The 23995-nt window shown below is 49.2% G+C and carries 27 protein-coding genes; all 27 read right to left on the bottom strand.

All coding sequences use genetic code 11. The features are described from left to right. Positions 1–5: 5 nt before the first annotated feature. The gene (locus LDO05_RS08510; protein ID WP_251378404.1) at positions 6–608 is read right to left on the bottom strand and encodes an anti-sigma factor family protein; all 603 of its coding nucleotides are present in this window, start codon (positions 606–608) and stop codon (positions 6–8) included. Next, positions 605–1198, bottom strand: coding sequence for an RNA polymerase sigma factor (locus LDO05_RS08505; protein ID WP_251378403.1), 594 nt, complete (start codon positions 1196–1198; stop codon positions 605–607). The genes LDO05_RS08510 and LDO05_RS08505 overlap by 4 nt, the downstream gene beginning before the upstream one ends. Positions 1199–1480: 282 nt before the next feature. Beyond that, positions 1481–2164, bottom strand: a complete 684-nt coding sequence (locus tag LDO05_RS08500; protein ID WP_251378402.1) for an MOSC domain-containing protein — start codon at positions 2162–2164, stop codon at positions 1481–1483. Between the two features lie 439 nt (positions 2165–2603). Continuing rightward, positions 2604–3698 carry a prephenate dehydrogenase gene (locus LDO05_RS08495; RefSeq protein ID WP_251378401.1) on the bottom strand — a complete coding sequence of 365 codons (1095 nt, stop codon included), beginning with the start codon at positions 3696–3698 and terminating at the stop codon, positions 2604–2606. A 76-nt stretch (positions 3699–3774) separates the two neighbouring features. Continuing rightward, positions 3775–4881, bottom strand: coding sequence for a histidinol-phosphate transaminase (hisC, locus tag LDO05_RS08490; protein ID WP_251378400.1), 1107 nt, complete (start codon positions 4879–4881; stop codon positions 3775–3777). A 49-nt stretch (positions 4882–4930) separates the two neighbouring features. Then, positions 4931–5740, bottom strand: coding sequence for a tryptophan synthase subunit alpha (gene trpA, locus LDO05_RS08485; protein ID WP_251378399.1), 810 nt, complete (start codon positions 5738–5740; stop codon positions 4931–4933). Next, positions 5737–6933: a tryptophan synthase subunit beta gene (gene trpB, locus LDO05_RS08480; RefSeq protein WP_251378398.1), complete on the bottom strand. Its 1197-nt coding sequence runs from the start codon at positions 6931–6933 to the stop codon at positions 5737–5739. Before trpB ends, trpA begins: the two co-directional genes overlap by 4 nt. Then, complete coding sequence (locus LDO05_RS08475) at positions 6934–7596, bottom strand: phosphoribosylanthranilate isomerase (RefSeq protein WP_251378669.1); 663 nt, start codon at positions 7594–7596, stop codon at positions 6934–6936. Beyond that, entirely contained in the window at positions 7589–8404 is an 816-nt protein-coding gene (trpC, locus tag LDO05_RS08470; protein ID WP_251378397.1) for an indole-3-glycerol phosphate synthase TrpC, read from the bottom strand. Before trpC ends, LDO05_RS08475 begins: the two co-directional genes overlap by 8 nt. Next, positions 8394–9434: an anthranilate phosphoribosyltransferase gene (gene trpD, locus LDO05_RS08465; protein ID WP_251378396.1), complete on the bottom strand. Its 1041-nt coding sequence runs from the start codon at positions 9432–9434 to the stop codon at positions 8394–8396. The genes trpC and trpD overlap by 11 nt, the downstream gene beginning before the upstream one ends. 22 nt (positions 9435–9456) lie before the next feature. Further along, on the bottom strand, positions 9457–11010 hold the full coding sequence (gene trpE / locus LDO05_RS08460) for an anthranilate synthase component I (RefSeq protein ID WP_251378395.1): 1554 nt from the start codon (positions 11008–11010) through the stop codon (positions 9457–9459). A 350-nt stretch (positions 11011–11360) separates the two neighbouring features. Beyond that, entirely contained in the window at positions 11361–11735 is a 375-nt protein-coding gene (gene aroH / locus LDO05_RS08455) for a chorismate mutase (protein ID WP_251378394.1), read from the bottom strand. A 3-nt stretch (positions 11736–11738) separates the two neighbouring features. Then, on the bottom strand, positions 11739–12833 hold the full coding sequence (aroB, locus tag LDO05_RS08450) for a 3-dehydroquinate synthase (RefSeq protein ID WP_251378393.1): 1095 nt from the start codon (positions 12831–12833) through the stop codon (positions 11739–11741). Continuing rightward, positions 12833–14002, bottom strand: a complete 1170-nt coding sequence (gene aroC / locus LDO05_RS08445) for a chorismate synthase (RefSeq protein ID WP_251378392.1) — start codon at positions 14000–14002, stop codon at positions 12833–12835. The genes aroB and aroC overlap by 1 nt, the downstream gene beginning before the upstream one ends. A gap of 181 nt (positions 14003–14183) precedes the next feature. Beyond that, entirely contained in the window at positions 14184–14357 is a 174-nt protein-coding gene (locus LDO05_RS08440; protein WP_251378391.1) for a hypothetical protein, read from the bottom strand. A 69-nt stretch (positions 14358–14426) separates the two neighbouring features. Continuing rightward, positions 14427–15272, bottom strand: a complete 846-nt coding sequence (locus LDO05_RS08435) for a CheR family methyltransferase (protein ID WP_276575576.1) — start codon at positions 15270–15272, stop codon at positions 14427–14429. After that, positions 15263–15706: a nucleoside-diphosphate kinase gene (gene ndk / locus LDO05_RS08430; RefSeq protein ID WP_251378390.1), complete on the bottom strand. Its 444-nt coding sequence runs from the start codon at positions 15704–15706 to the stop codon at positions 15263–15265. Before ndk ends, LDO05_RS08435 begins: the two co-directional genes overlap by 10 nt. A gap of 99 nt (positions 15707–15805) precedes the next feature. Next, a complete protein-coding gene (locus tag LDO05_RS08425; RefSeq protein ID WP_251378389.1) occupies positions 15806–16780 on the bottom strand; it encodes a polyprenyl synthetase family protein in 975 nt (324 codons plus the stop codon). Beyond that, positions 16777–17640, bottom strand: coding sequence for a menaquinone biosynthesis protein (locus LDO05_RS08420; RefSeq protein ID WP_251378388.1), 864 nt, complete (start codon positions 17638–17640; stop codon positions 16777–16779). The genes LDO05_RS08425 and LDO05_RS08420 overlap by 4 nt, the downstream gene beginning before the upstream one ends. Beyond that, positions 17600–18274 carry a UbiX family flavin prenyltransferase gene (locus LDO05_RS08415; RefSeq protein WP_251378387.1) on the bottom strand — a complete coding sequence of 225 codons (675 nt, stop codon included), beginning with the start codon at positions 18272–18274 and terminating at the stop codon, positions 17600–17602. The genes LDO05_RS08420 and LDO05_RS08415 overlap by 41 nt, the downstream gene beginning before the upstream one ends. Next, on the bottom strand, positions 18271–19140 hold the full coding sequence (locus tag LDO05_RS08410; protein ID WP_251378386.1) for a UbiA-like polyprenyltransferase: 870 nt from the start codon (positions 19138–19140) through the stop codon (positions 18271–18273). Before LDO05_RS08410 ends, LDO05_RS08415 begins: the two co-directional genes overlap by 4 nt. Then, complete coding sequence (locus LDO05_RS08405) at positions 19133–19858, bottom strand: demethylmenaquinone methyltransferase (RefSeq protein ID WP_251378385.1); 726 nt, start codon at positions 19856–19858, stop codon at positions 19133–19135. The genes LDO05_RS08410 and LDO05_RS08405 overlap by 8 nt, the downstream gene beginning before the upstream one ends. Before the next feature lie 23 nt (positions 19859–19881). Continuing rightward, positions 19882–20697, bottom strand: a complete 816-nt coding sequence (locus LDO05_RS08400; protein WP_251378384.1) for a heptaprenyl diphosphate synthase component 1 — start codon at positions 20695–20697, stop codon at positions 19882–19884. Positions 20698–20808: 111 nt separating this feature from the next. Then, positions 20809–21354, bottom strand: a complete 546-nt coding sequence (locus tag LDO05_RS08395) for a hypothetical protein (RefSeq protein ID WP_251378383.1) — start codon at positions 21352–21354, stop codon at positions 20809–20811. A gap of 153 nt (positions 21355–21507) precedes the next feature. After that, on the bottom strand, positions 21508–21744 hold the full coding sequence (gene mtrB, locus LDO05_RS08390) for a trp RNA-binding attenuation protein MtrB (protein ID WP_481857054.1): 237 nt from the start codon (positions 21742–21744) through the stop codon (positions 21508–21510). Positions 21745–21841: 97 nt separating this feature from the next. Then, positions 21842–22114, bottom strand: a complete 273-nt coding sequence (locus LDO05_RS08385; protein WP_068617082.1) for an HU family DNA-binding protein — start codon at positions 22112–22114, stop codon at positions 21842–21844. A 214-nt stretch (positions 22115–22328) separates the two neighbouring features. Further along, positions 22329–23807 (bottom strand): stage IV sporulation protein A, encoded by a 1479-nt coding sequence (spoIVA, locus tag LDO05_RS08380; RefSeq protein ID WP_251378667.1) that lies wholly within the window; start codon positions 23805–23807, stop codon positions 22329–22331. Positions 23808–23995: the final 188 nt, after the last annotated feature.

Genomic DNA, 23995 nt, shown 5'->3' with positions numbered 1-23995 from the left:
CCAGCTTATCTTCGTATATGTCTTAACCCTCGCCAAGAGAAGAGACCCAGGCCCAAGGCCAACATCGACAGCAGCATCCAGTACTGTGGATAAGCGGGGCTCATTTTGACAATTAACGGGTCTATAATCCCCCTGGATACATCGGGCATGTCATAGACATGATCCGTATTCATTACCGTATCGGTGCCAGCAATGGCAACAGGGAGCAAGCCTGAATGGTTCCCGGTGGGCGGCTGCACTTCCGAAGTAGTTGGAATCATGAAATAGAGCAGACTACATATGAAAATAGTAAGAAAGCCCGCTATCCATAAAGCCATTCGCCGCCTTAGCAATTGAGAAGTCTTTCTTGACTCAGGACCGCCGGGCGCAAGCCATGGAGACTCCGCGTAAATACGGTCCATGACCGCACGGTTCACTCTCTCCGCTTGCCCTGGCTGAATATCAATCTGCAGATTATGTATGATGTCCTGAGTTTCTTTCCATATCTCATATTCCGCCGCACAGTCCTCACAGCCGAGTACATGCCACTCCAGATTTTTGCGCCGCGGGTCGTCTGCTGCAACGTCCCATATCAAGCCAAAGCTTTCTTGGGCTTCACGACAATTCATCTGCTTTTCATCCCTTCAAATTGCTCATAGATCGGTTCGTAAAAATAGGGCTCAAGCTGGCTCTTAACACTGCTGCGGGCACGAAATAACAATGACTTAATTGCGCTGACACTTTGACCGAGTATCGAGGATATCTCCTGGTAATCAAGCTGATCGTATTCTCTAAGTATAAGGGCACTGCGCTGCTTCTCCGGAAGATTGTTAATTGCTTCCCTAACCATACCGACCCGTTCGTTGCGTAATATCGCCTGCTCAGGGACAATATCCGGAGGTGCTGCCGGGGTATATCCACTCTCATCGAGCGAAATAAGTCCTGTCTTCTGCTTACGCATTTCACTTAATACCGTATTACGGGCAATGGTATACAGCCATGTGGAGAAGGAAGCGTCAACTTCCCGGAATGAGTGCAGACTTCGAAATGCCTTGTAAAATGTCTCGGAACAAAGGTCTTCAGCAAGCAGCTCCAATTGAGCGCTCTTAAGCATATGATAAATAAATGCGAGAATCTTGCGTTGATACCTGTGCATTAATTCAGAATAGAGCTCTGTGTTGCCTTCCTTGATATCTCGAATCATTTGGGAATCCGTCATTAGAATGCGATCCTCCTCGCCTATCCATGTGCATCTTCCCCGTTCGATTCTGTCTATTATTACCGAACAGGACTTGAAAAGTTTCGGCCATTCCGAAAAAAACACTATATTTAACATGTCTTAAATTGGTTCCACAACCAATACTGCAATATTATACCATACAAGTAGGAATTAAAAAAATTTCTCACAGCCACTAAGAAATTACCCTCAAAATTGGAAAAGGCCATTTCCATATGAATGAAAACAACCTCTTCTAAATATGACTTATTAAATTTGAAGCATTCAGCTTTGTCCTGTCAGCCGCTCGCTTGTGTCCCTCTCAATTCCATTTAGCCGCTTCTCAAAGGTTGCCCGCCAGCTGGACGACAAGGCTTCCACTTCAAGGATCCGCTGGGCGGCTTCGAGATTCCCTTTGTCTTGATGCATGACGCGATTGGCAAAAGCAACCGTTATCCCTAGCGGATCTGAGGAAAGTCGTATTAATCCATCCTCACGGCTGACATGACCCTCCTGTAGTACACGGAGATAGAATCCGGTATATCCGGTCTCCTGCATTTTAACGGGGATCTCCGGTATGCCATACCTCGCTGAGAGCTTATAGCAGGGTTGTCGTGGCTGACTGATTTGGACGGTCGCTTCGCCGAATTTGAAGATATCACCAATACAGACATCCTTCTCTACGAGCCCCTCTATGGTCAGATTCTCACCAAACGCCCCTGGGACAAGAGAACGTTCCAGAAGACTCTCCCAGTATGGATAGTGTTCATATGCGTAGACACATATGGCCTTGTCAGGGCCGCCATGAAATTTAAGATCCGCCTGTCTGTCTCCCTCCAGATTGAGACGGGATAAGAACAGGGGCTCTTCTACCTGCTGTTTGAATATCCCGCTTAGTATTGCCTTCTTGTTATACTGCATCTGCTGCGGGGTCCCTACATTGATCGAACGAATTACAGCATTGCCCATTACCTTCACCTCACTCCTATTGTGTAACGGCTATATGTATCTAGTGGATCAGTCTCCGGCTCTTGCAAAAGAATAGCGATGCCGGCGATTCGAGCTTCCAGCTTCTTCCTAATTATATAAGCCTGAGTTCATGCTCGCAATATGGTTATATTCTGCCTGACAAGGCAAATTACAAATCCAGCTACGATGCCTATAACAAGAAAAATAAAAAAATGTAAGCGTTTATAAAAATGTGTTGACAGAATGTAAACGTATACAATATAATAAAAGTACAGTATGGTTTCTCTCCACTCCTATCCAATATAATTTGCTCAGGCTCGAGCAAGACCACTTTCCAATGAAAGTGGTCCTTTTTTTTCACCCCCCCCGTTTATGGGAAAGGCACACAAAAAAAACCGCTGCTCGCTTCCCCTTCGGAAAAGCAACAGCGGTATCAGACTCACAGGTAGACGGTATATCCCAGGGTTAACAGATGCTCCTTCGCAAGCTCCATATCCTTCTCCTGTCTGAAAGACAAACGCATAACTCCTGGTACATCCTCACGGCTCTCAATAATCTGCATATTGCTGAGATTGATCTGCCGAATCCCCAGCTCAGTAGCTATATGGCCAATGACACCCGGCGTATCCGGGACATCAATATACAGATCATACAAGGAGGTTATAGCCCCTTTTCGGCGCTCAGGCAATTCACTGCGGAAACGGTTGGCTTTGTCGAAGGCTTTTACAATACCTGCACCGTCCTCATTCTCGAGCAGCTCAAGAAATTCATCCATATGTATCTTCCAGTCCTTAAGCAGCTTCAGCAGCACTTCTCTGTTGCTGAGTAGTATATCCCGCCAGATCACCGGATCACTTGATGCAATTCTTGTAATATCCCGAAATCCTCCCGCAGCCAACTGCCGGTACAGCGGATTCTCATGATTATAGTCGCAGACCTGATTAACAAGGGCTACAGCGATAATATGCGGAAGATGACTGATGGCGCCTACAATCTCATCATGAAGCCCTGGCTCGACACGCACGATATGTGCTTTTGTGTGGACCAGCAGGTCTTCCAGCCGCTTGTAGGCTTCTTCCGGTACATTGGATGACGGAGTCAGCACGTAATAAGCATTCTCGAACAAGAACGTAGAAGCTGCTGCTACACCTGATCTCTCCGATCCAGCCATGGGATGCCCGCCGATGAAATAAACACCGGGAAGTGTGATCGCTTCAGCACACGCAGCCACCGAGGCTTTGGTACTCCCCACATCCGTAATGATGCATCCGGGTTTCAGCTTCAAGGTGCTAAGCGTATGTAAATAAGGTTCGAGCTGACTTACCGGCACACATAAGAATATAAAATCAGCGTCAACAGCCGCTTCTTCAATTGAGAGCGTGGCCATATCAACGACACCTCGATCCTTAACCTGCTGCAAGGATTCAGCACGGTGGCTGTGACCAATCACCGTGATCCCCGGTTTTCCTTTGAAGCTAAGTGCAAGAGAGCCCCCGATCAGGCCTACACCAAAGATTGCAATTTTAATAGTCATTTGTCCCCACTCAATTTGCTCTGATTTGTGATTGTTCCTGCTCAGTATATCAATAAACAAAAAGATACTGCGGAGATTATTCCGCAGTAACCGGCTGTTCCTGGATTGCAAGAACCTGCTCCAGTGCAGCAATAAATTTAGTATTCTCATCCGGTGTACCGACACTTACACGGATATAATCCGGATATTTACCGAAGCCAGCGCGCACGATAACTCCCAGCTTCAGAAGAGACTGGAATACTTCACGACCAGATCTCTGCACATGAACTAAGATAAAGTTGCCATGTGCCGGGAAGTGCTGAAGTCCAAGCCGGGCAAATTCAGCAGACAAATATTCGATCCCGCTTCGGTTCTTAGCACGGCAAGCAGCAATGAATTCATGGTCGGTCAAGGCCGCTTTAGCTGCAGCTTGTGCCAATCTGGAGGTGTTAAAAGGCTCACGCACCTGATTAATCAGCCTAACCACATTCGGATGCCCGACTCCATAACCGATACGAAGTGATGCAAGTCCATAGATCTTCGAAAATGTACGTAGAATCATCAGGTTCGGATATTTGCTGAGCAGGCTAAGGCTGTCTGGGTACGAAGAATCCGTTACAAACTCCGCATAAGCCTCATCCAGTATTACTAGGACATGTTCCGGTATTTCATTTAAGAAATTAACAACGTCCGTATGAGATACGATTGTCCCGGTTGGATTGTTCGGATTGCAGATCCAGACAATCTTGGTGCGTTCAGTCACCGCTTGCAGCATGGCGTTCAGATCATGCGTTCCGTCCACCAGAGGCACTTCAATACTCACAGCACCTTCAATATCCGCATTGCTTTTGTATACCGAGAAAGTCTGATCCGCCATAATATTCTCTTCACCAGGCAGCAAAAAGGCGCGTGTAATCAGAGCGATGACCTCATCGGAACCGCAGCCAAATATAATCTGATCCCGGTTCACACCAAGATGGCCTGCTAGAACGCTGGTCAGCTCTGCAGCACTTCCATCCGGATATACGCTTATTTGGCTTAACTCCTGTTCAATGGCAGCCTTGGCTTTCGGAGAAGCACCGTAGGGATTCTCGTTGGAAGCCAGTTTGACAACTTCGTCAAGCCCGAGCTCTCTCTTCACTTCTTCAACCGGCTTGCCCGGCTGATATACTGGGAGATTTACAATCTGTGGTTTTGGCTGCATACGATTCCCTTCCTTTCCTGGTTAAGCATAGCTAAGTGACTACCCTATTCTAGACTTTCAATTGTGCCACAAAATCACGAATTTGCAACAGACCTTTGTCTCTATTCTCGGAATCCGCGAGCAGTGGAATTGTCTCTTCAATGGTGCGGACAATGGCACTTCCTACCACGACACCGTCACATATAGCTGAGAAGCGCTCCACCTGCTCACGGCTCGATATCCCGAACCCTACTGCAACCGGAAGATCCGTGCGGGACTTAACCTCATGAATAAATTGCTCCACGCCCTCGTGGAAGGAGCTGCGTTCCCCAGTGACTCCCAAAGAGGAGACACAATAAATGAATCCACGTGCATTGCTTAATATGCGGGTAATACGCTCATTCGAAGTAGGTGCTACTAGCGGCACCAGGCTAATTCCGGCGGCATCGGCCAGAGCCAGCACTTCCTCCGATTCCTCGATAGGCAGATCCGGAATGATCAACCCGCTGATCTCGTGCTCTGCGAGCTGCTGGAAGAAGGTCTCCAGCCCGATCTGCAGGACTGGGTTAAAGTAAGTGAACAGAACAAAAGGAATCTTAACCCCACGCTGTCTTGCTTGCACGGCAACATCGATACAGGCTCCAACCGTTACCGAGGAATTGGTAAGCGCGCGCTCTGAAGCCCGCTGGATTACGGGGCCATCTGCAAGAGGATCCGAGTAAGGCACACCCAGCTCCAGGACGTCCGCACCCGCCGCCTCCATCTGCACAATCAAGTCCACGGTGGTATCCAGATCCGGATCGCCCACAGTCAAGAAGGGAATAAGGGCGGTACGACCCGCCGCCCTCAGCTCGGCAAATTTCTGATCCATCAGATTCATGACGGATCACCTCCCAGATAACTCATAATGGATTCAACATCCTTATCTCCCCTACCCGAGAGACAGATAACGATAATCTGATCAGAAGATAGTTTGGGTGCTTCCTTGATCACCTGAGCTACAGCATGAGCCGACTCCAATGCAGGGATTATCCCTTCGGTACGGCTGAGGAGCTGAAGGGCGTCTAGAGCCTCCTGATCGGATATTGGAGCATATTGAGCGCGCTCGATATCTTTGAGATAGGAATGCTCGGGGCCAATTCCCGGGTAATCCAGTCCAGCCGAAATCGAGTGTGCGGGAAGCACTTGACCAAAGGCATCCTGAAGCAGATAACTCAGTGAACCCTGGAAGACCCCTTTGGTTCCCTTTGTCATTGTCGCCGCATGATATTCTGTATCTACGCCGTGGCCTGCTGCCTCAACACCAAGCAGCTTAACGGATGTATCTTCAACGAAAGGATAGAACATGCCAATTGCATTGCTTCCCCCGCCAACCGCGGCGACAATCAGATCCGGAAGTCTTCCTTCAAATTCCAGAATCTGACGCCGTGTCTCGTCTCCAATAATCCGCTGGAAGTTACGCACCATCATAGGATACGGGTGCGGGCCTGTAGCGGACCCCAGAATGTAGAATGTATCCTGTACATGGCTGACCCAGTATCGCAGCGCTTCGTTACACGCATCCTTAAGTGTACGGGTACCGGATATGACCGGAACGACTTCCGCCCCAAGAAGCTTCATCCGGAATACATTAAGCTGCTGACGCTTCATGTCCTCTTCTCCCATGAACACTTTACATTCCAGGCCAAGCAGTGCAGCAACCGTTGCCGTGGCAACCCCGTGCTGCCCTGCCCCAGTCTCGGCAATCACCTTCGCTTTGCCCATCCGTTTGGCTAGAATACCTTGACCAATCGCATTGTTGATCTTATGGGCTCCTGTGTGGTTCAGGTCCTCCCGCTTTAGATAGATTTTGGCTCCACCCAGATGCGTAGACAAACGTTCTGCATAGAACAGAGGTGTCTCCCGCCCGGAATATTGTTTCAACAGATAGTCAATTTCATCCTGAAAAGCAGGCTCCTGCGAATAATGGCGGTAAGCCTCTTCAAGTTCGATCAAGGCATTCATAAGCGTCTCGGGAACATAACGGCCACCGAAGTCGCCAAATCGCCCTTTCTCATCTGGTACCTGTGTCATCTAGCGCTTCACCCTCTCGACAAAAGCTCGTATTTTGGCAATATCCTTAATTCCATTGGTCTCTACTCCACTGGACACATCTACACCATCGGGCTGAAAATGCTCAAGCAGGTCACCCACATTATCCGGGTGCAGCCCGCCTGCTATGATTAGAGGAATTCCCTCCTGCTTCGTCCATGTCTGATAGGGCTCGATCTGCTTCCAATCAAAAGTATGGCCGGATCCTCCACCATAAATCGGATCATAGGTATCCAGCAGCAGACCATCCAAAGCACCCTTGTAATCTACCAGGTCAGAACCTTCAATATCACTGTTGTTCTTAATAGAAAGTACCTTATACACCTTCACGCCGAAACGTCTCTTCACTTCAAGACAAAATTCAGGCGACTCCTGTCCATGCAGCTGAACGATATCCAGACTCGCGCTCTGCAAAATATCAGCCAGCTCTTCCATTGTGGGATTAACAAATACACCGACGCTTTCGGGCGTCGCTGTACTGTCCCACTCCTTCAGGATAGGAATCAACGACGCCACCTGTTCAGCGGTCACCTGTCGTCTGCTCTTCGCGAATACAAATCCAATGTGATCAACAGGCAAGTTTATCATAGATTTTAGCACTTCAACGTCCTGAAGTCCACAAATTTTTACCGATGGTTCAGCCATGAACTGCCCCGTTCCCATGGACAAGAGGCCCCATTAACTCGTATACTGCCTCTCCCACCTGCGGTCTGCGCATGAACGTCTCGCCTACCAGAACCCCGTGAGCGCCGCAGGAAGACAGATATTCAATATCTTCCGCCTTGGATATTCCACTCTCGCTAATCAAAGTAATTCCCGCCGGAACCAGATCAACCAGCTCTTCTGTCGTCCGCAGACTCACTTCGAAGGTTCTTAGATTACGGTTGTTAATCCCAATTAGCTTGGAAGTTCCGAGGTTCAGCACACGCTCCAGTTCTTCTCTGTCATGGACCTCTACAAGAGCATCAAGGCCTAATGCGGCCGCTGCTGCTTCGTACTGCTTCAATTGCTGATCCGTTAGAATCGCGGCGATTAGCAGGACTGCATCCGCGCCTAGAAGCCGGGCTTCGTAGACTTGACGCTCATCAATGATGAAATCCTTACGCAGCAGCGGAACCTGCACGGCTTGACGTATTGCTCTCAAGTACTCGCCACTTCCTTGGAAATACTCTTTATCTGTAAGCACCGAAATACAATCTGCTCCTGCATCCGCATAGGTCTTGGCGATCTCTACAGGATTAAAGTCCGGGCGGATTAGACCTTTGGAAGGCGAAGCTTTTTTCACTTCCGCGATAAGTCCCATGGAACGTCTGCGGCCGTCCGACACGGCGTGGTGGAAACCCAGAGTTGGCGGCATGTCCGCAATAGCCCGCTCCACTGCTGAAAGCGAGAAGCCCTCAGCCAGCTCGGATACTTCTTTATGTTTGGTTGCGACAATGCGATCAAGATACATAGCTAATTTCTCCCGTCGTTTGAATAAGCTGCTCAAGTTTGTTCTGAGCTTTCCCGGAGTCAATGGCTTCCGATGCCATAGTTACCCCATCTTGAATGGTCTCTGCAAGACCGGACACATAAATACAAGCACCTGCATTAGCAAGAACAACGTCCCGATAAGGACCCTTCTCACCTTGAAGCACACGGCGGATAATATCCGCATTAACCTGAGGATCTCCGCCAATAACATCGCCAAGCGGATACACCCTGAGCCCGAGATCATTCGGATGCAGTTCGTAAGTGTGAATCACGCCATTCTTCAGTTCAGATACCCGGGTTGGTGCGGAAATACTGATCTCATCCAGACCTTCATGACTTGTAACCACAAGCGCGCGCTTGGATCCAAGTTCTCTTAGAACCTCAGCAATGACCTCCGTCTTGCTGCCATCATAGATGCCAAGCACCTGACGATCTGCCGAAGCCGGATTGGTAAGCGGCCCCAGCATGTTAAATACCGTTCTTATCCCCAGTTCCTTGCGGGTTGCGGCCGCATGCTTCATGGATGGATGGTAGATCTGAGCGAAGAGAAAACAAATACCGATATCATCCAGGCACTTCTCTGCCTGATCCGCCGATAGATGAATATTTACACCTAGAGCTTCGAGCACATCTGCACTTCCGGCACGACCTGATGCCGAGCGGTTACCGTGCTTAGCAACCCGCACGGATACCGAGGCTGCGACAATAGCTGAAGTAGTGGAAATGTTGAATTTGTGGATTCCGGAGCCGCCTGTTCCACAAGTATCCAGCAGTTGTCTGGATTCCGTATGGAGCCGGTTGCCGTAACCGCGCATAGCCTCCGCAAAGCCAGTAATTTCTTCAACAGTCTCCCCTTTCATCCGAAGCGCTGTCAGAAGTCCGCCGATCTGTGAAGGTGTAGCCGAGCCCGCCATGATCACTTCCATTATACTCCGGGCTTCTTCCCGGCCCAAGTTCTGCCCTGATATTACACGTGATATCCCCGTCTGCAGTGTTTCGATTCCGCTCATCTTTATCTCCTCCTTTAATCCTTTAAGGCGTGTATTCATAAAGATAATCTTGATTAATAACTCCGTCACTGCCTGGCGATACCGGGAACATCTGCTCTGCCGTCCGGATTGCCTTCAGAAGCGCCTTGGCTTTATTCACTGTCTCCTCATATTCCTTCTCAGGAACCGAGTCCCATACAATTCCTGCCCCTGCTTGAACATAGGCTTTACCCTTCTTGAAGACAATGGTCCTTATAGTAATGCAGGAGTCCATATTCCCGGAGAAGCCCAGATAACCAATTGCCCCGGCGTACGTGCCGCGGGCTTCCCGCTCAAATTCCGCTATAATCTCCATCGCTCTCAGCTTTGGAGCCCCGGAGACAGTTCCTGCAGGCAGACAGGAGAGGAAAGCATCAAAGAAATCCTTGTCTTTGCGAAGCTCCCCCGATACATTAGAGACGATATGCATGACATGGGAGTATTTCTCGATCTCCATGAACGAATCACATTTGACTGTACCGTATTCGGATACACGCCCTAGATCATTGCGTCCCAGATCGACCAGCATTAGATGCTCCGCACGCTCCTTCTCATCCTGTAGAAGCTCTTCAGCAAGCTCCCGGTCTTCCGTCTCATTTGCTCCGCGGGGTCTGGTTCCGGCGATAGGTCTGGTCTCAACGCGTCCGTTCTCCACCTTGACCAAGGCTTCTGGAGAAGTACCTACGATAATTTCGTCATCCATTTTGAGATAGTACATATACGGGGATGGGTTCAAGGTCCGGAGCACCCGGTATACATGTAGAGGAGATACTTCTGTCTCAATATGGAACCTTTGGGATAACACCACTTGGAAAATATCGCCTGATCGGATATATTCCTGAGCTTGTATGACATTATTGATATACTGCTCTTTCGTCATGTTCGAGGCAATTTCTCCAAGCTCTACATCTTCCGGAAAAGGACGCCGGTTGAAGCTCTCGCCAGGTCCCTCCTGTTGAAGCACCTCAGCCATCTTATCAAGCTTGGTAAGCGTAGCCTCATAAGCCTCTATAATCTCCGCATCCGTTGCTCCGTCAGTCACATGAAGATTCGCCACAAGCAAGATACGCTGCTTCACATGGTCAAATACAATAACTTGATCACAGAACATGAACTGGATATCCTTCATCTGGAGATCATCCACTGCGTGTGCAGGAAGCTTCTCGTAGTACTGAAGCAGGTCATAACCGAAGAATCCGATGGCACCGCCCGTAAATGGCGGCATATCTGGAAGCTCTGGGCTTCGGTAGCTGCGAAGGATCGCCTTTAATTCCTCGATTGGCTTACCCGAGAGCGACCTCTCCTCTCCGCCTTGTTCAATAACCACGCCGCCCTTCTTGGCGGATATCATCAGAAAAGGATCTGTTCCGATAAAAGAGTACCGGGCCCATTGTACCCCACCCTCTACACTTTCAAGTAAAAACGCCCGATCACGCTGCGCAAACCGCTGGAACAAACGGATTGGCGTCTCCATATCCGCCATTAGCGTACGAACAACAGGGATCAGGTTATATTGTTTGGCCATTTGAATTACTTCCTGGGTACGCGGGGTTGTCATTGTCCTTCACTCCTTTATCTTGAATAGATCGGCTATAAATAATGTTGATAAAATAAAAAGCCTCTACCGAAGTAGAGGCTAGCTTGAATGTACAGTGAAGTAAACTATCGTCGTCCCAAGGACTGGAATCCGCCTGGTGTATCCGTACACACACCCGCGCAAATCAAGAATCGCTATCACTGCCTCTTCCACTACCAGGCATACGACCGATTCATCTACCAAAGGACTTCGCTCAGCTCAACTCTGCTCATCTCAAACTTAACTCTACTCGGCTCTATAGTACTAATTGCACTGTACTCACTATACACCAGATCCCATCGGATTGGCAACACGCTCATGTTCTGATTCTGCTAGTTACCCGAAACAGTAAGGTCTGGACGAAGTGCCTTCGCTTCATTCAGATAGACATGCTTCATTTCACGCTGGCTCTTGTTCGTATTCACCTGAATCATCAATCGAATACAGAGTGGCAGGCTTCCTTTAACCGGAATTTCAGTTGAGCACATGAGCGGGACCAAGTCCCAGCCATTCATCTGCCGGATGGCACGGGCAGGGAAAGTCGCATCAAGATCCTGCGTCATCGTAATCCACACACTGCAAATATCCTCCGGAGTGATCTCATTTTGGGACACAATCTCTTTTAGCAAGACGACGGTCTCGTGCAGGATCTCATTCTCATCATTCCGGTTAACTGTAGTTGCTCCCCGTATACCACGGTTGTACATCCGTTATGCCTCCTCTTTCAACTGCTCTATTACACTACGGACCTCGTCCAGTGTGATGTCGGTTACGATATCAACCTTGCCTATAGCAACCGGAAGTACGAAGACAATCTTGTTGTCCTTGAACTTCTTGTCATGGAGAAGCGCCTGGATAAGACTCTCTGTCTCCAAATGCCTTGGCAGTGAAGTAGGCAGCCCGAACCTCTCGAACAGCTCCTTGGTCCGTGTGTAGATTGACTGATCTCTACCACGCTTCACGGCCAGAATTGCAGATCCCATCATGCCAATTGAGATCGCTTCCCCGTGTAAAAACTCGCCATAACCTCCAACCGCCTCAATTGCATGGCCGATCGTATGGCCCAGATTAAGGATGGCACGCAGTCCATTCTCTCGTTCATCCTGCGAGACGACCGCTGCCTTGACCGCACATCCCCGCTCCAGTCCATAAGCCAGATCGTCCCGGTTCAGTGACAACAGGTTATCTGCATGTTCAAGACACCACTTCGCGAAGGCTTCATCCCAGATCAGGCCATGCTTGATCATCTCCGAGTAACCAGCCTTCACTTCCCGTATTGGAAGTGTCTGCAGGGTATCCACATCGTAGAGAACCAGCTCAGGCTGATGGAATGCGCCGATCATATTCTTAGCCAGCGGGTGATTCACAGCAACCTTGCCTCCCACACTGCTGTCGTGGGCGAGAATTGTGGTAGGAATCTGAACGAAGCGGACTCCACGCATATAGCTGGCGGCTACGAAGCCTGCAAGGTCACCAACCACTCCACCACCTAGAGCAAGCACGGCGGAGTTCCGGTCAAGCCCGCCCTCAATGGCTGCCGTCATCACATTCTCGAACACAGATAGCGATTTGGCTTTCTCACCGGCCGTGACGACCGACGTCACCACACGATATCCGCTCTGCTGGAGTATATGTAATGTCGTCTCAAGATAGAGAGGTGCAATATTATCGTCGGTCACAAGCAATAAGGTGTTTTTGGTAGTTATACCGTGCTTATCAAGATATGTCCCCAAGTCGTTCAGCAGACCGCTTCCAATGTAAATGGGGTAGGAACGCTCGCCCAATTCCACCATAAGCGTTCTCATTAATAGTTCCCCAATTGCTCTTTGTAGCTGTTCACGTTTCTTTCGATTTCCTCGATAGAGTCCCCGCCGAATTTCTCCAGGAAGGCTTTCGCCACTTCCCATGCGACAACACTTTCCAAGACAACACTTGCTGCTGGAACAGCACAAGCATCGGAACGTTCAACCTGGGCAGTGAAAGGCTCCTTCGTATCAATATCAACACTTTGCAAAGGCTTGTAGAGCGTAGGAATCGGTTTCATTACGCCGCGCACCACGAGAGGCATCCCATTTGTCATACCACCTTCAAAGCCTCCAAGACGGTTGGTAGCCCGGTGGTATCCGCGTTCCTCGCTGTACATAATTTCATCATGAACTTTGGAACCCGGAATGGTTCCCGCTTCAAATCCGATACCAATCTCAACACCTTTGAATGCGTTAATCGACATAACTGCCTGAGCAATCCGCCCATCGAGCTTGCGGTCATATTGCACATGGCTTCCAAGTCCAACTGGCACGCCTTCGACAATACATTCCACAATCCCGCCGATGGAATCTCCATCCTGCTTGATCTGATCGATGTAGGCTTCCATCTTCTTCTCGGTCTCGGCATCTACCACACGAACGGAAGATTGCTCTGTTGCTTCCCGAAGCTCATCCAGTGACAAATTATGAGGTGGCGCTTCGATCTCTCCAATCCGGATAACCTGTCCGGCAATCCGAATTCCGAAATGCTCCAGCAATTGCCGGGCCACCGCACCACAAGCGACACGAATCGCTGTCTCACGCGCGCTGGAACGCTCAAGCACATTACGAAGATCTTTCAGATTATATTTCAGTCCGCCATTCAGATCAGCATGTCCCGGTCTTGGACGGTGTACGCGGCGCTTCTCTTCGTCTGATCCTTCAATCGGCTCAATATTCATAATGTTCTGCCAATGCTTCCAGTCATTATTCTCTACGATAAGGGCAACAGGAGCTCCTGTGGTATAACCGTGACGCACTCCACCGGCAATTTTGGCCGTATCCTTCTCGATCTGCATGCGGCGGCCGCGGCCGTAACCCTTTTGACGACGTAAAAGTTGAAAATTAAGAGCTTCGAAATCAATCTCCAGATTACTCGGTAATCCCTCTATAATCGCAGTTAGCTGGGGACCGTGCGTCTCCCCTGCCGTTAAATAACGTAAACTCATGATGCGTTCCCCCTTTAAACTGTTAAACTGTAATTGGCTAAAATCCGAGAATTCTTTGCTCATTATAGTATAGGTTCTGCGCTTTTGACAAGGAAAGCCAAAGAACCGGCTCCAAAACAAAAAACGCCCCCTCTCCCAAGCTGGAAGAGGGGGCGTCCATAACTTCTCAGTATGAGCTCATCTATCCGACAGTTTCCCTGCCAAGAAGAGCCGCCTTAAGCTTGTTTCTATCTTCTTCATTCTTGCTGACGAGCAGACTTTCTACGTGTCTTCTCTCTACACCAAGAATTTGCGCGCACTCCTGAAGAGTCAGGAATCCGCGCTGGTAAGCGTGAATCACTTTTCTTTTGTCCATGACCTGCCTCCGATATGAATTCGCATGTAACCAGTATCGGAGAATAAGGACATGTTTATACTTGTGGTATCACTTTTTACGATAAAAGAAAGTTTCTGCAGCTTCCAGTCCATATCTGCCCGGAGAGAAGATCTGCTCCGTGCTTCCAACGAACAGGATGCCTCCAGGGCGCAGCGCGTTCGCAAACTTAGTATATAAGGCACTCTTGGCTTCTTCGGTAAAGTAAATCATCACATTCCGGCATACGATAAGATCAAATTCTTCTTCGAAACGATCCAGCAGAAGGTTCTGCTTCTTGAACGTGACCGCCTTCTTCAGCTTGTCGTCCACCCTGTACATCGCACTCATCGTACTGCCTTCAGGTGTGAAATAGCGCCGGCTTACTTCCTCCGGAACATCCTTCAGGGATCTCTCCAGGTATAGCCCCTGGTTAGCCTTCGCAAGAGCTCCTTCATCAATATCCGAGGCCAGCAAATAACTATTCTGAAGCATGCCCAGATCAGAGAGGATCATGGCTATGGTATAAGGCTCCTCTCCCGTGGAGCAAGCTGCGCTCCATACTTTCAGACGCGACTTACCACCCTCAGTTAGTTCAGGAATGATCTTATCCCTCAGAACTTCCCACCGGTTCGGATTACGCCAGAATTCAGAGACATTAATCGTCATTTTATCAAGAAATTCGTAGAAGAGCTTCTTATCGGCCATCATGGCATCGAAGAAGGATGCGAACGATGAGTGACCATTCTTGGTGCGCAGGGTGGTCAATCTCCGTTTCATTTGAGCTTCCTTATACTGCGAAAGGTCAATACCGGTATGCTGCTTCACACTTTGAATAAAACCTACATAATCGGGATCTGGTGTCGTTCCCTCATGTTCCGTCTTGTCAGCTTGAGATGGGATACGGCTTAGATCCACGTGTCAGTACTCTTCGTATAATTAAGTATTTCGTGAGGCTCGAAGAAGTTGGCAATTTCACGTTCAGCACTCTCGGGCGAATCGGACCCGTGAATGAGGTTCGAAGGCGTATGAGCAGCATAGTCTCCCCGGATAGTGCCAGGCAGTGCTTCGGTTACTTTTGTCTTGCCAATGACGATACGTGACAGCGTCACGATCTCGTCGCCTTCCCAGACCATTGCGAACACGGGTGCCGAAGTGATGAAACTCACCAGGTTGTCAAAAAAAGGCTTGCCTTCATGTTCCGCATAATGTCTTTTTGCTTGCTCCTGCGTAATTTGGACAGGCTTGGCAGCAACCAGCTTGAACCCTTTGTCTTCCAAACGGCTAATGATACGGCCTATAAGGCCGCGCTGCACACCATCTGGTTTCACCATTAAAAAAGTACGTTCCATAGGTAACCCTCCCGTTGTGACGCCGCTTCTCTCTTATACCACGCGAATCTAGCGGACTCACTCCATATATTAGCAGAATAATGTAAGGGTGATAAGTGCTTAATAGGCTCTTCTGTTGACAAAATACGCAATGTCCTGCAAATGCTTCTTCGCCTTGTTGTCTTTCAGCCGCTGCAAGGAGGAAAGCGCCTTCTCGATATACCTGTCAGCGAGTAATTCCGCACGGGATATCCCTTGGCTGCCGAGTATCATCTGGATGGCCTTGGAAGTATCCGTAGATCCGTCCCCCGCGCGGATATTCGCGATCTCACGCAGCAGCGGTTCACGCAATCTATCTTCCTGAAGAGCGAATAATACGGGGAGCGTAATATTCCCCTGTCTCATATCACTGCCAGGCGGCTTGCCCAGCTGCTTCTCAGTCCCTCTTAGATCCAGCAGATCATCCCGGATTTGAAAAGCCATGCCCACGTTATATCCGTATCTGTATAATAATCGGCTCACTTCCACAGGCGCTTCGGCTGCGATGGCTCCAAGCTGGCAGCTTACTGCGATCAGGAGAGCCGTCTTGCGGCGGATCCGAAGCAGATAATTCCGGACCGATTGTCCCGTATTGAAGAAGTCACGAATCTGTTCCATCTCGCCGATGGACATTTGGACTAATGCTTTGGATAGCACCTGGTGTATCTCCGGGTTACCCAGCTTCGTCACGATGGAGAGCGCCTTGGCATAAATATAATCGCCTGTGTACATGGCGATCTTGTTATCCCATTTTGATTTCACCGTTGGCTTGCCGCGGCGGGTGTGAGCGTCATCAATGACATCATCGTGCACTAGGGATGCCGAATGAATTAATTCAAGAGGAACTGCAATATGCTGGAGACGCTCAAGATTATAGTCACCGAATTTGCCTCCCAGCAGGACGAATACAGGACGCAGCCTCTTCCCTCCCGCCTGAAGCAGGTGAAGAGAAGTCTCCTTAAGCAGCCCCTGATCCACATCGATGCTCCGGTACAACTGCTGCTCCACAGCATCCATATCTTTCTTTAGTGTCCCGAAAATATCCAATAGTTTCATTCTTTCACCCGTGTCAGCTTATTGTCACTCCACATATTTAAAGGTACTTCGGTCTCAAGCAGACCCATTTCATAAGCATATTTGAAATACAGCGCGAGTCCTGCCCGCTGCTCGTCCAAGAAATCATAACACAGATTACTGAAGTAATGTCGCCAGTAGACCGGAGAACCTCCAATTTCTTCTACAGATCGATGAATTAAAGGCTCCAGATCATGAAGACTTTTCTGTTTGCTTAATGTAAATGCGTTCAGTATCTCGGCCAGGAAATCCCCGTGGCGCTCCGCGAAAGTCCTTTGAACAGTCCATACAGCGAAGGTCATGCCGTAACCGCTCCATCTTTTCCAGACTTCCCCTAAGTCTGTGACAATATAACCGTGAGGCTCCCAGGAAGCCCGAATCGCATGGTCCCCGATAAGCAGCGCCGCATCACTATCTCTCATCATCGAAGCTAGATCAGGTTCACTGTTCCAATATGTAGGCTTGCCGCCATAGGCTTTCTCTATAATAATCTTGAGAAGGTTAATGGATGTAGCCGACGTATTCGTAAGCGCAATTCGGCCATTAATCACATGCTCCAAGGGTTCCCTTGAGAACAGTAGAATAGAATTAACCGCACTTCTGGCACTAACAGATAAATCAGGCAGCAGCAGAAATTTCTCGTGTCCGATTCCGTAGGCAAATGATGAAATTGGCGATACATCCAAAGATCCCTCTAGCATCCGACGGTTGAGCACAGCCGGGACCTCCGTAACCATACTCACCTTGCGGGATAAGGATTCCGGACGAAAATGATGGAATACCGGCCATACATTCGTATAATCAATTTGTCCGATGAGGATTCTGTTCTCCCTTCTGTCCATCTGTGTCACCCCATCTCGTAAACAATCGATGATCAATGTTAAGACTGTCTAGTACTTTACCCACTAGGAAATTAATCAAATCATCCATGCTCTTCGGACCGAAATAAAAGGCCGGCATTGCGGGAATCATCCGTACTCCGAGCCTGGCCAAGGTAAGCATATTCTCAAGATGAATCGCATGAAGCGGTGTCTCTCTGGGCACCAGCACAAGTGTGCGGGACTCCTTCATCATCACATCCGCAGCACGGGTCATCAGATTGTCGGACGAGCCATGTGCAATGGAAGACAGCGTGCCCATGGAGCACGGCATAATGATCATTCCATCCACACGGAACGAACCGCTAGCTATGGAAGCTCCAATATCAGCCACGGGGTGATACTGGTAACTCCCGGGCAATGAGCCGAACTTCTCTTGAAGCAGCCCTTCCCGGTCAGACACATTCCAGCCGAGCTCCTCCTTGATCACCCGCCAGCCCGCATTGGAGACTACAATATGGACGGTGATTCCGAACTGAAGGAGCACTTCAATCAATCTAACTCCATACACCGACCCGCTGGCACCAGTGATGCCAACGACATAAGACTTGGACGAATATAATTCTACGGCACGGGAATCTACTTGAACCTTCATCATTGGCTCACCAGCAGATCGATCAGCGTGAACGAGAACACAACAATGCTCAGAACCCCATTCATCAAGAAGAATGCGGTCTGAAGGCGGCTTAAATCTTTGGGAGAGACGATGGTGTGCTCATAAAATAGTATTAAGTAGGCAATGACCATCCCGGTAATATACCACCAGCCTAGATGAGTCATAAGGAAGAGGGCTACGAAACCAAGCGCGGTAACAATATGAAATACTCTGGCTATCTTGAGAGATGCAGCCACACCAAAACGGGCTGGAATCGAGAACAACCCTTCTTTGCGATCGAACTCAATATCCTGGCAGGAATAGATAATATCGAAGCCGGCAACCCAGAACGTAATGGTCACAAAAAATACCATCGCTGCCCCATTAACAGTTTCTGTCACGGCTACCCAGCCGCCGAGCGGTGCGAGTGCAATGGTCATTCCGAGCACAACGTGACAGAGCCAGGTGAAGCGCTTGGTATAGGAATATAAGACCAGCATAAATACTGCGATCGGAAGCAGCTTGACCGAAAGTGGATTAAGCTGTGATGCTGCCCAGAAGAGCAGGATAAATGAGACAATGATGAAAACAACAACTTCACTGATACGCAGCAGTCCAGCCGGAATGGCGCGGCCCGCGGTACGCGGGTTCTTCTTGTCGCTTACCCTGTCAATCAGGCGGTTAAGACCCATTGCGGCGCTTCTTGCGCCGAACATGGCAAGCAGTACCCAGCCGATCTGTGACCAGCTGGGCAGATGACCATTTACCGCAACAGAGCCCAGAAGAGCTCCCATAAAGGCAAATGGAAGAGCAAAAACGGTATGTTCAAATTTGATCATTTGTAGAAAAATGGCAGTTTTCTTAAACATCTGGCGTCTCCTTGATTCCGATATGTAGTGCGGCAATTCCACCTGTCAGAGGATAAGCTTCCACCTGAGTCAGTCCGATGTCACGGAATATTTGAGCCAGCTCATGCCTTCCAGGAAATTGTACAAGCGAGTCCGGGAGCCACTTGTATTGCTCGTAGCGTTTAGCGAACATTTTGCCTAGAAGAGGAAGTACTCTGTTGAAATAGAAGTAATAAATACCTTTGAAAGGCTGCCAAGTTGGCTTGGACAATTCAAGGCATACGACCATTCCGCCCGGCTTCACCACACGCTTCATCTCGCGCAGCACCTGGTGCAGGTCAGGAACGTTCCTTAATCCAAAGCCGATCGTGGCGTAATCAAATTGGCCCGTCTCAAAAGGCAGGTCCATCGCATTGCCCTGATAAAGCTGAATTCTTCCGTCCAGTCCGCGGGCATGAATTTTGCCCCGTCCCACCTGAAGCATATTCTCACTGAAATCCAGGCCCTTGATCTGGCCACCGCTCTCCTCTGCCATACTTATTGTCCAGTCGCAGGTTCCGCAGCAGAGATCCAGGGCGGTGTCCCCGGACGACATAGCCATTTTGTTCATGGTGAACTTACGCCAGGCCTTGTGCCTGCGGAAGCTTAAGATGTCATTCATAAGATCGTATTTAGGAGCTATGCTCTCGAACACGGAGTGCACAAATTTTTCCTTTTGATTAGGAGATTGTGATTCCATTGATTTCTTTCACTTTCCCTTCCTTATAAAACAGGCTTCAATAATCTTAGCTTGGATACAAAAGGCTGTATTAACTCGCGGAGCTCCTCACGGAGCCGTTCACTCTGTACATCTGACAATAACTGCTGAATCCTCTCCAGCGATTGCCGGAGCACGTCCGTTACCCAGTCATAATGCTCCTGTCCGGTTAACAGGCGGTTCCCCAAGTCGTGAGTATGCTTGACATTAACTAACGAAGGGCCTCCAACTGCCACCGAGCTCACTGCTGCATTGTTCAGATGAACCACAGCTATCTCACAGCAGCTGACTTCATGGAGCAGCTTCAGCCAGACATGCTGGTGTGCTGAATCAATCAGTGAGCTTATAGGCAGGTACAATTCCTTGTTAAGCTCCACCTGGCTATTGAAGATAACCTCCGAAGACAAATCTGACTGCGCAAGCTTTGTATACAAATTCACTTTCTTACGGTTCACTTCACATACAGAGGAGCTGAGCTCAGAGATTAATTCAATCCGGCCGGCGCCGGCAAGCAGCTCATAGAACAAGCTGCTGAAGTAATCCCCTGCCAGCACATTCAACTGACGGGAGCGCATTAGGCCCTCCTCTTTGCGGATCGGCTCCGCATCAATAAGGTCATGCGTATCCATACCTAGCTGGACAAGATATACAGCCAGGGCGATATTCTCGGCCTCAGCCTCACTAAATCCTTCTTGACCGATTAAAAAGGTGTAAAGCAAACGAACACGGGCATTCGCCAAAGGCGGCAGCTCCGTGTGGGTCGTTATCATGTCATAATCGACGTATTTTTTTGCTAATTCGGGTATGCGATAGGTTCTCATCCGTGTCCTCCGGGCCGCTCATACTGACGATGTCTAGTTACATGTCACAATCCAATATATTATAGCATATGTTGTTTCGGCACGCACGGAGTTAGGCAGAAACGAGAGGAATTACCAGTCAGTCCGCTCAAAGCGGTTCTTCCACAGGCTAGTAGCTGAAATACGGAAGTATCTCTTAAGTTCACCAGATAACGGTTGATCTCCCAGGTTCTCCAGATCATCCAATGCGGAAGAGGGCCACTCTCCGCGCCGTACATCGGCAGCAAGCAGTAAATGCTTGGTCCCGACCCACTTGTCTTCGGCAACCAGCCGGATCAAGAGCTGACTTACGTTACTCGTTCTCTCGAATGCGAACCGGATCAGCTCGGCCATGTCCAGGTAGAGTACGGAAGGCTGATAGCTCTTCTCCCCAATTTTGAGTTCCACCGAGAGGATCGACTGGTCCAGGTTAACCTTTGCAATACGTACAGACAGGGGCAGCCCCGCAAGCTCATCCACAAGATTATTCTCCCTGAGGTCAACGACTTTCGCACTGGCAAAAGCACTATACACCCTGGACCCGCTCCAAGCCGTCCCTTGACCAGTGAGGGATGCCAAAGCAAGTACCGTAGTCACAGCTATAAGGATTGCGGCAATGCTTGTTGTCCACCTTCTCAAGGCATCCTCCCCCTCATCCAAGATGTGCCTGCTGCAGGGCAAGTACATTAGAGTCTCTACCTCATTCTATACATTTCGGGCGCCAGGAAGAACGTCTTTATAATTCTGCCGCTGCATAACTTTGTGTATAAAAAAAGCAGGCAACGCCTGCGGTTAGTCTTCCGTATCAATTACTCCGTGCTTGGTCATGACAATGGCTTTGCCTCGAACCTTGACAGCTGAAGTGTGGTCTGTGAACTGGGCAATCAGAACCTCGCCTTTGTCCAGCTTCTCCGTGTGATGGAACCGGGTGTCTCTTCCGCGGGTAAGTCCAATGACCTGTACTCCTTGCTCCTTGGCTTTAACTACAAAGTAGTCCGCATTGTTCACATTTTGTTCGTCCACTATAATTGAACCTCCTGCTTCGAATTGCCTTGCTCCTCGCGAAAAGAAAAGGCCGTGAACAGAAGCTCACGGTCTTTGGTAACGGAAGAAATATGTAGAAATCTTATTTGATTCCGTCTTTGAGCGCTTTACCCGGTTTAAAAGCTGGGATTTTGCTCGCAGGGATTTCGATTTCCTCTCCGGTTTGTGGATTGCGTCCTTTGCGTGCGGAACGTTCACGAACTTCAAAGTTACCGAAGCCCACCAGCTGGACTTTATCCCCATTTTGAAGTGCTTCTGAAATCGCTTCAAATACAGCGTCAACGGCTTTAGTAACATCCTTTTTGGACAGTTCCGTAGATTCAGACACCTGTGCGATCAAGTCAGATTTGTTCATCCTGTTTCACCTCCCCGAAAAGGAATAACTGCTTCTCTGCTATACTTTGTTTCCGTTTTGACCGAAAATATACGTTAATCTTCGGAAGAACAAACTTATAGTAATACACCTAAAGCAGAATTTCAAGGTATTTAAGGGTTTTCGCTCGATTCTAGTGCCCTTTCACAGAAAAAAACCGACCAAGTTGGACCTTGGCCGGTCATAATTCTCATGGTTACAAAATAATGGCAATTAGCCCACCTGAGCCTTCGTTGATAATTCTCCCCAGCGTCTCCTGTAATTTGTACCGGGCATTGTCCGGCATTAAGGCAATCTTGCCCTGAATGCCTTCGCGCACAATGGAATGCAGGGATCTTCCAAAAATGTCCGATTCCCAGATTTTGATCGGATCACTCTCGAAATCCTGTACCAAGTAGCGTACAAGCTCCTCGCTCTGCTTCTCGGTACCGATAATTGGCGAGAATTCAGATTCTACATCCACACGGATCATATGAATGGATGGGGCGGTGGCTTTGAGTCTCACGCCAAATCTGGAGCCTTGACGGATCAGCTCAGGCTCATCCAGAGCCATCTCAGCCAGTGTTGGCGCCGCGATTCCATACCCGGTATTCTTAACCATCTCCAGCGCTTCAGCGAAGCGGTCGTATTCTTTCTTGGCATGGGTGAATTCCTGCATAAGCTGCAGCAAATGATCTTTGCCCCGTATCTCCACACCTACCACGTCGGTCAGGATCTGGTCATATAATTCATCTGGAGCGAACAGGTCAATCTCGGCCACACCTTGACCCATGTTAAGGCCGCTCAGACCGGCACGTTCAATGAAGTCATACTCAAGGAAATTCGTAACAACACGATCCACATCCCGCAGACGGCGGATATCCTTCACCGTATCACGAACAGAGTTCTCATAGTTGCTGCGCAGCCAGTGGTTCTCATTCAGCACCATGACCCAGCTCGGAAGATTCACATTCACTTCATGGACAGGGAACTCATACAGCACCTCGCGAAGTACGCCGGTTACATCTTCCTCCGTCATTGTTGCCGCGCTGAGCGTAAGTACCGGAATATCATACTTCGCGGCGAGCTCGCTGCGAAGCTGAAGCGCCTCTTCGCTGCGCGGCCGGGTTGAATTGATGATAAGCACGAACGGCTTGCCGACTTCCTTCAGCTCAGCAATGACCCGCTCCTCGGACTCCACATAAGAATACCGGGGGATATCCGCGATCGTTCCGTCCGTGGTGACCACGACACCCAGTGTGGAGTGTTCCTGAATCACCTTGCGGGTGCCTATCTCTGCAGCTTCTTGGAAAGGAATAGGTTCCTCGAACCAAGGCGTTGAGATCATACGCGGACCATTCTCGTCCTCATATCCTTTTGCTCCTTCTACCGCATACCCTACACAATCAACCAAGCGCACATTCACTTCGAGGCCTTCGTCCACCTTAATTTGAACCGCATTATTCGGTACGAATTTCGGTTCCGTCGTCATAATGGTTTTTCCAGCTGCGCTTTGCGGAAGCTCGTCAATTGCGCGCACGCGGTCAGCTTCGTTAGTGATGTTAGGCAGGACTACGGTCTCTACGAACCTTTTTATAAAGGTTGATTTACCTGTACGGACAGCTCCAACAACACCAAGGTAAATGTCACCTCCGGTACGCTCGGCTATGTCCTTGAAAATATCTACTTTTTCCAGTGCCAATGAAATCCCCTCCTCAAATTTCGCCGAAGGAAAAATGCTTTTGAGAGCATCCGCTTCGTTATTCACTCAGGTAATTAATGATTTGCAACGGCAGAGCACTGTTGTTGCCCCTACCCGTGTCCGCCGCCAGAAGCCTGTCAGGAGATATAGGAACGAAGCGGCGTGAACTCGTACATGCTTTA

Source organism: Paenibacillus sp. YPG26, assembly GCF_023704175.1.
Lineage (GTDB): Bacteria > Bacillota > Bacilli > Paenibacillales > Paenibacillaceae > Fontibacillus.
This window is presented reverse-complemented; position numbering and strand designations above follow the sequence as displayed.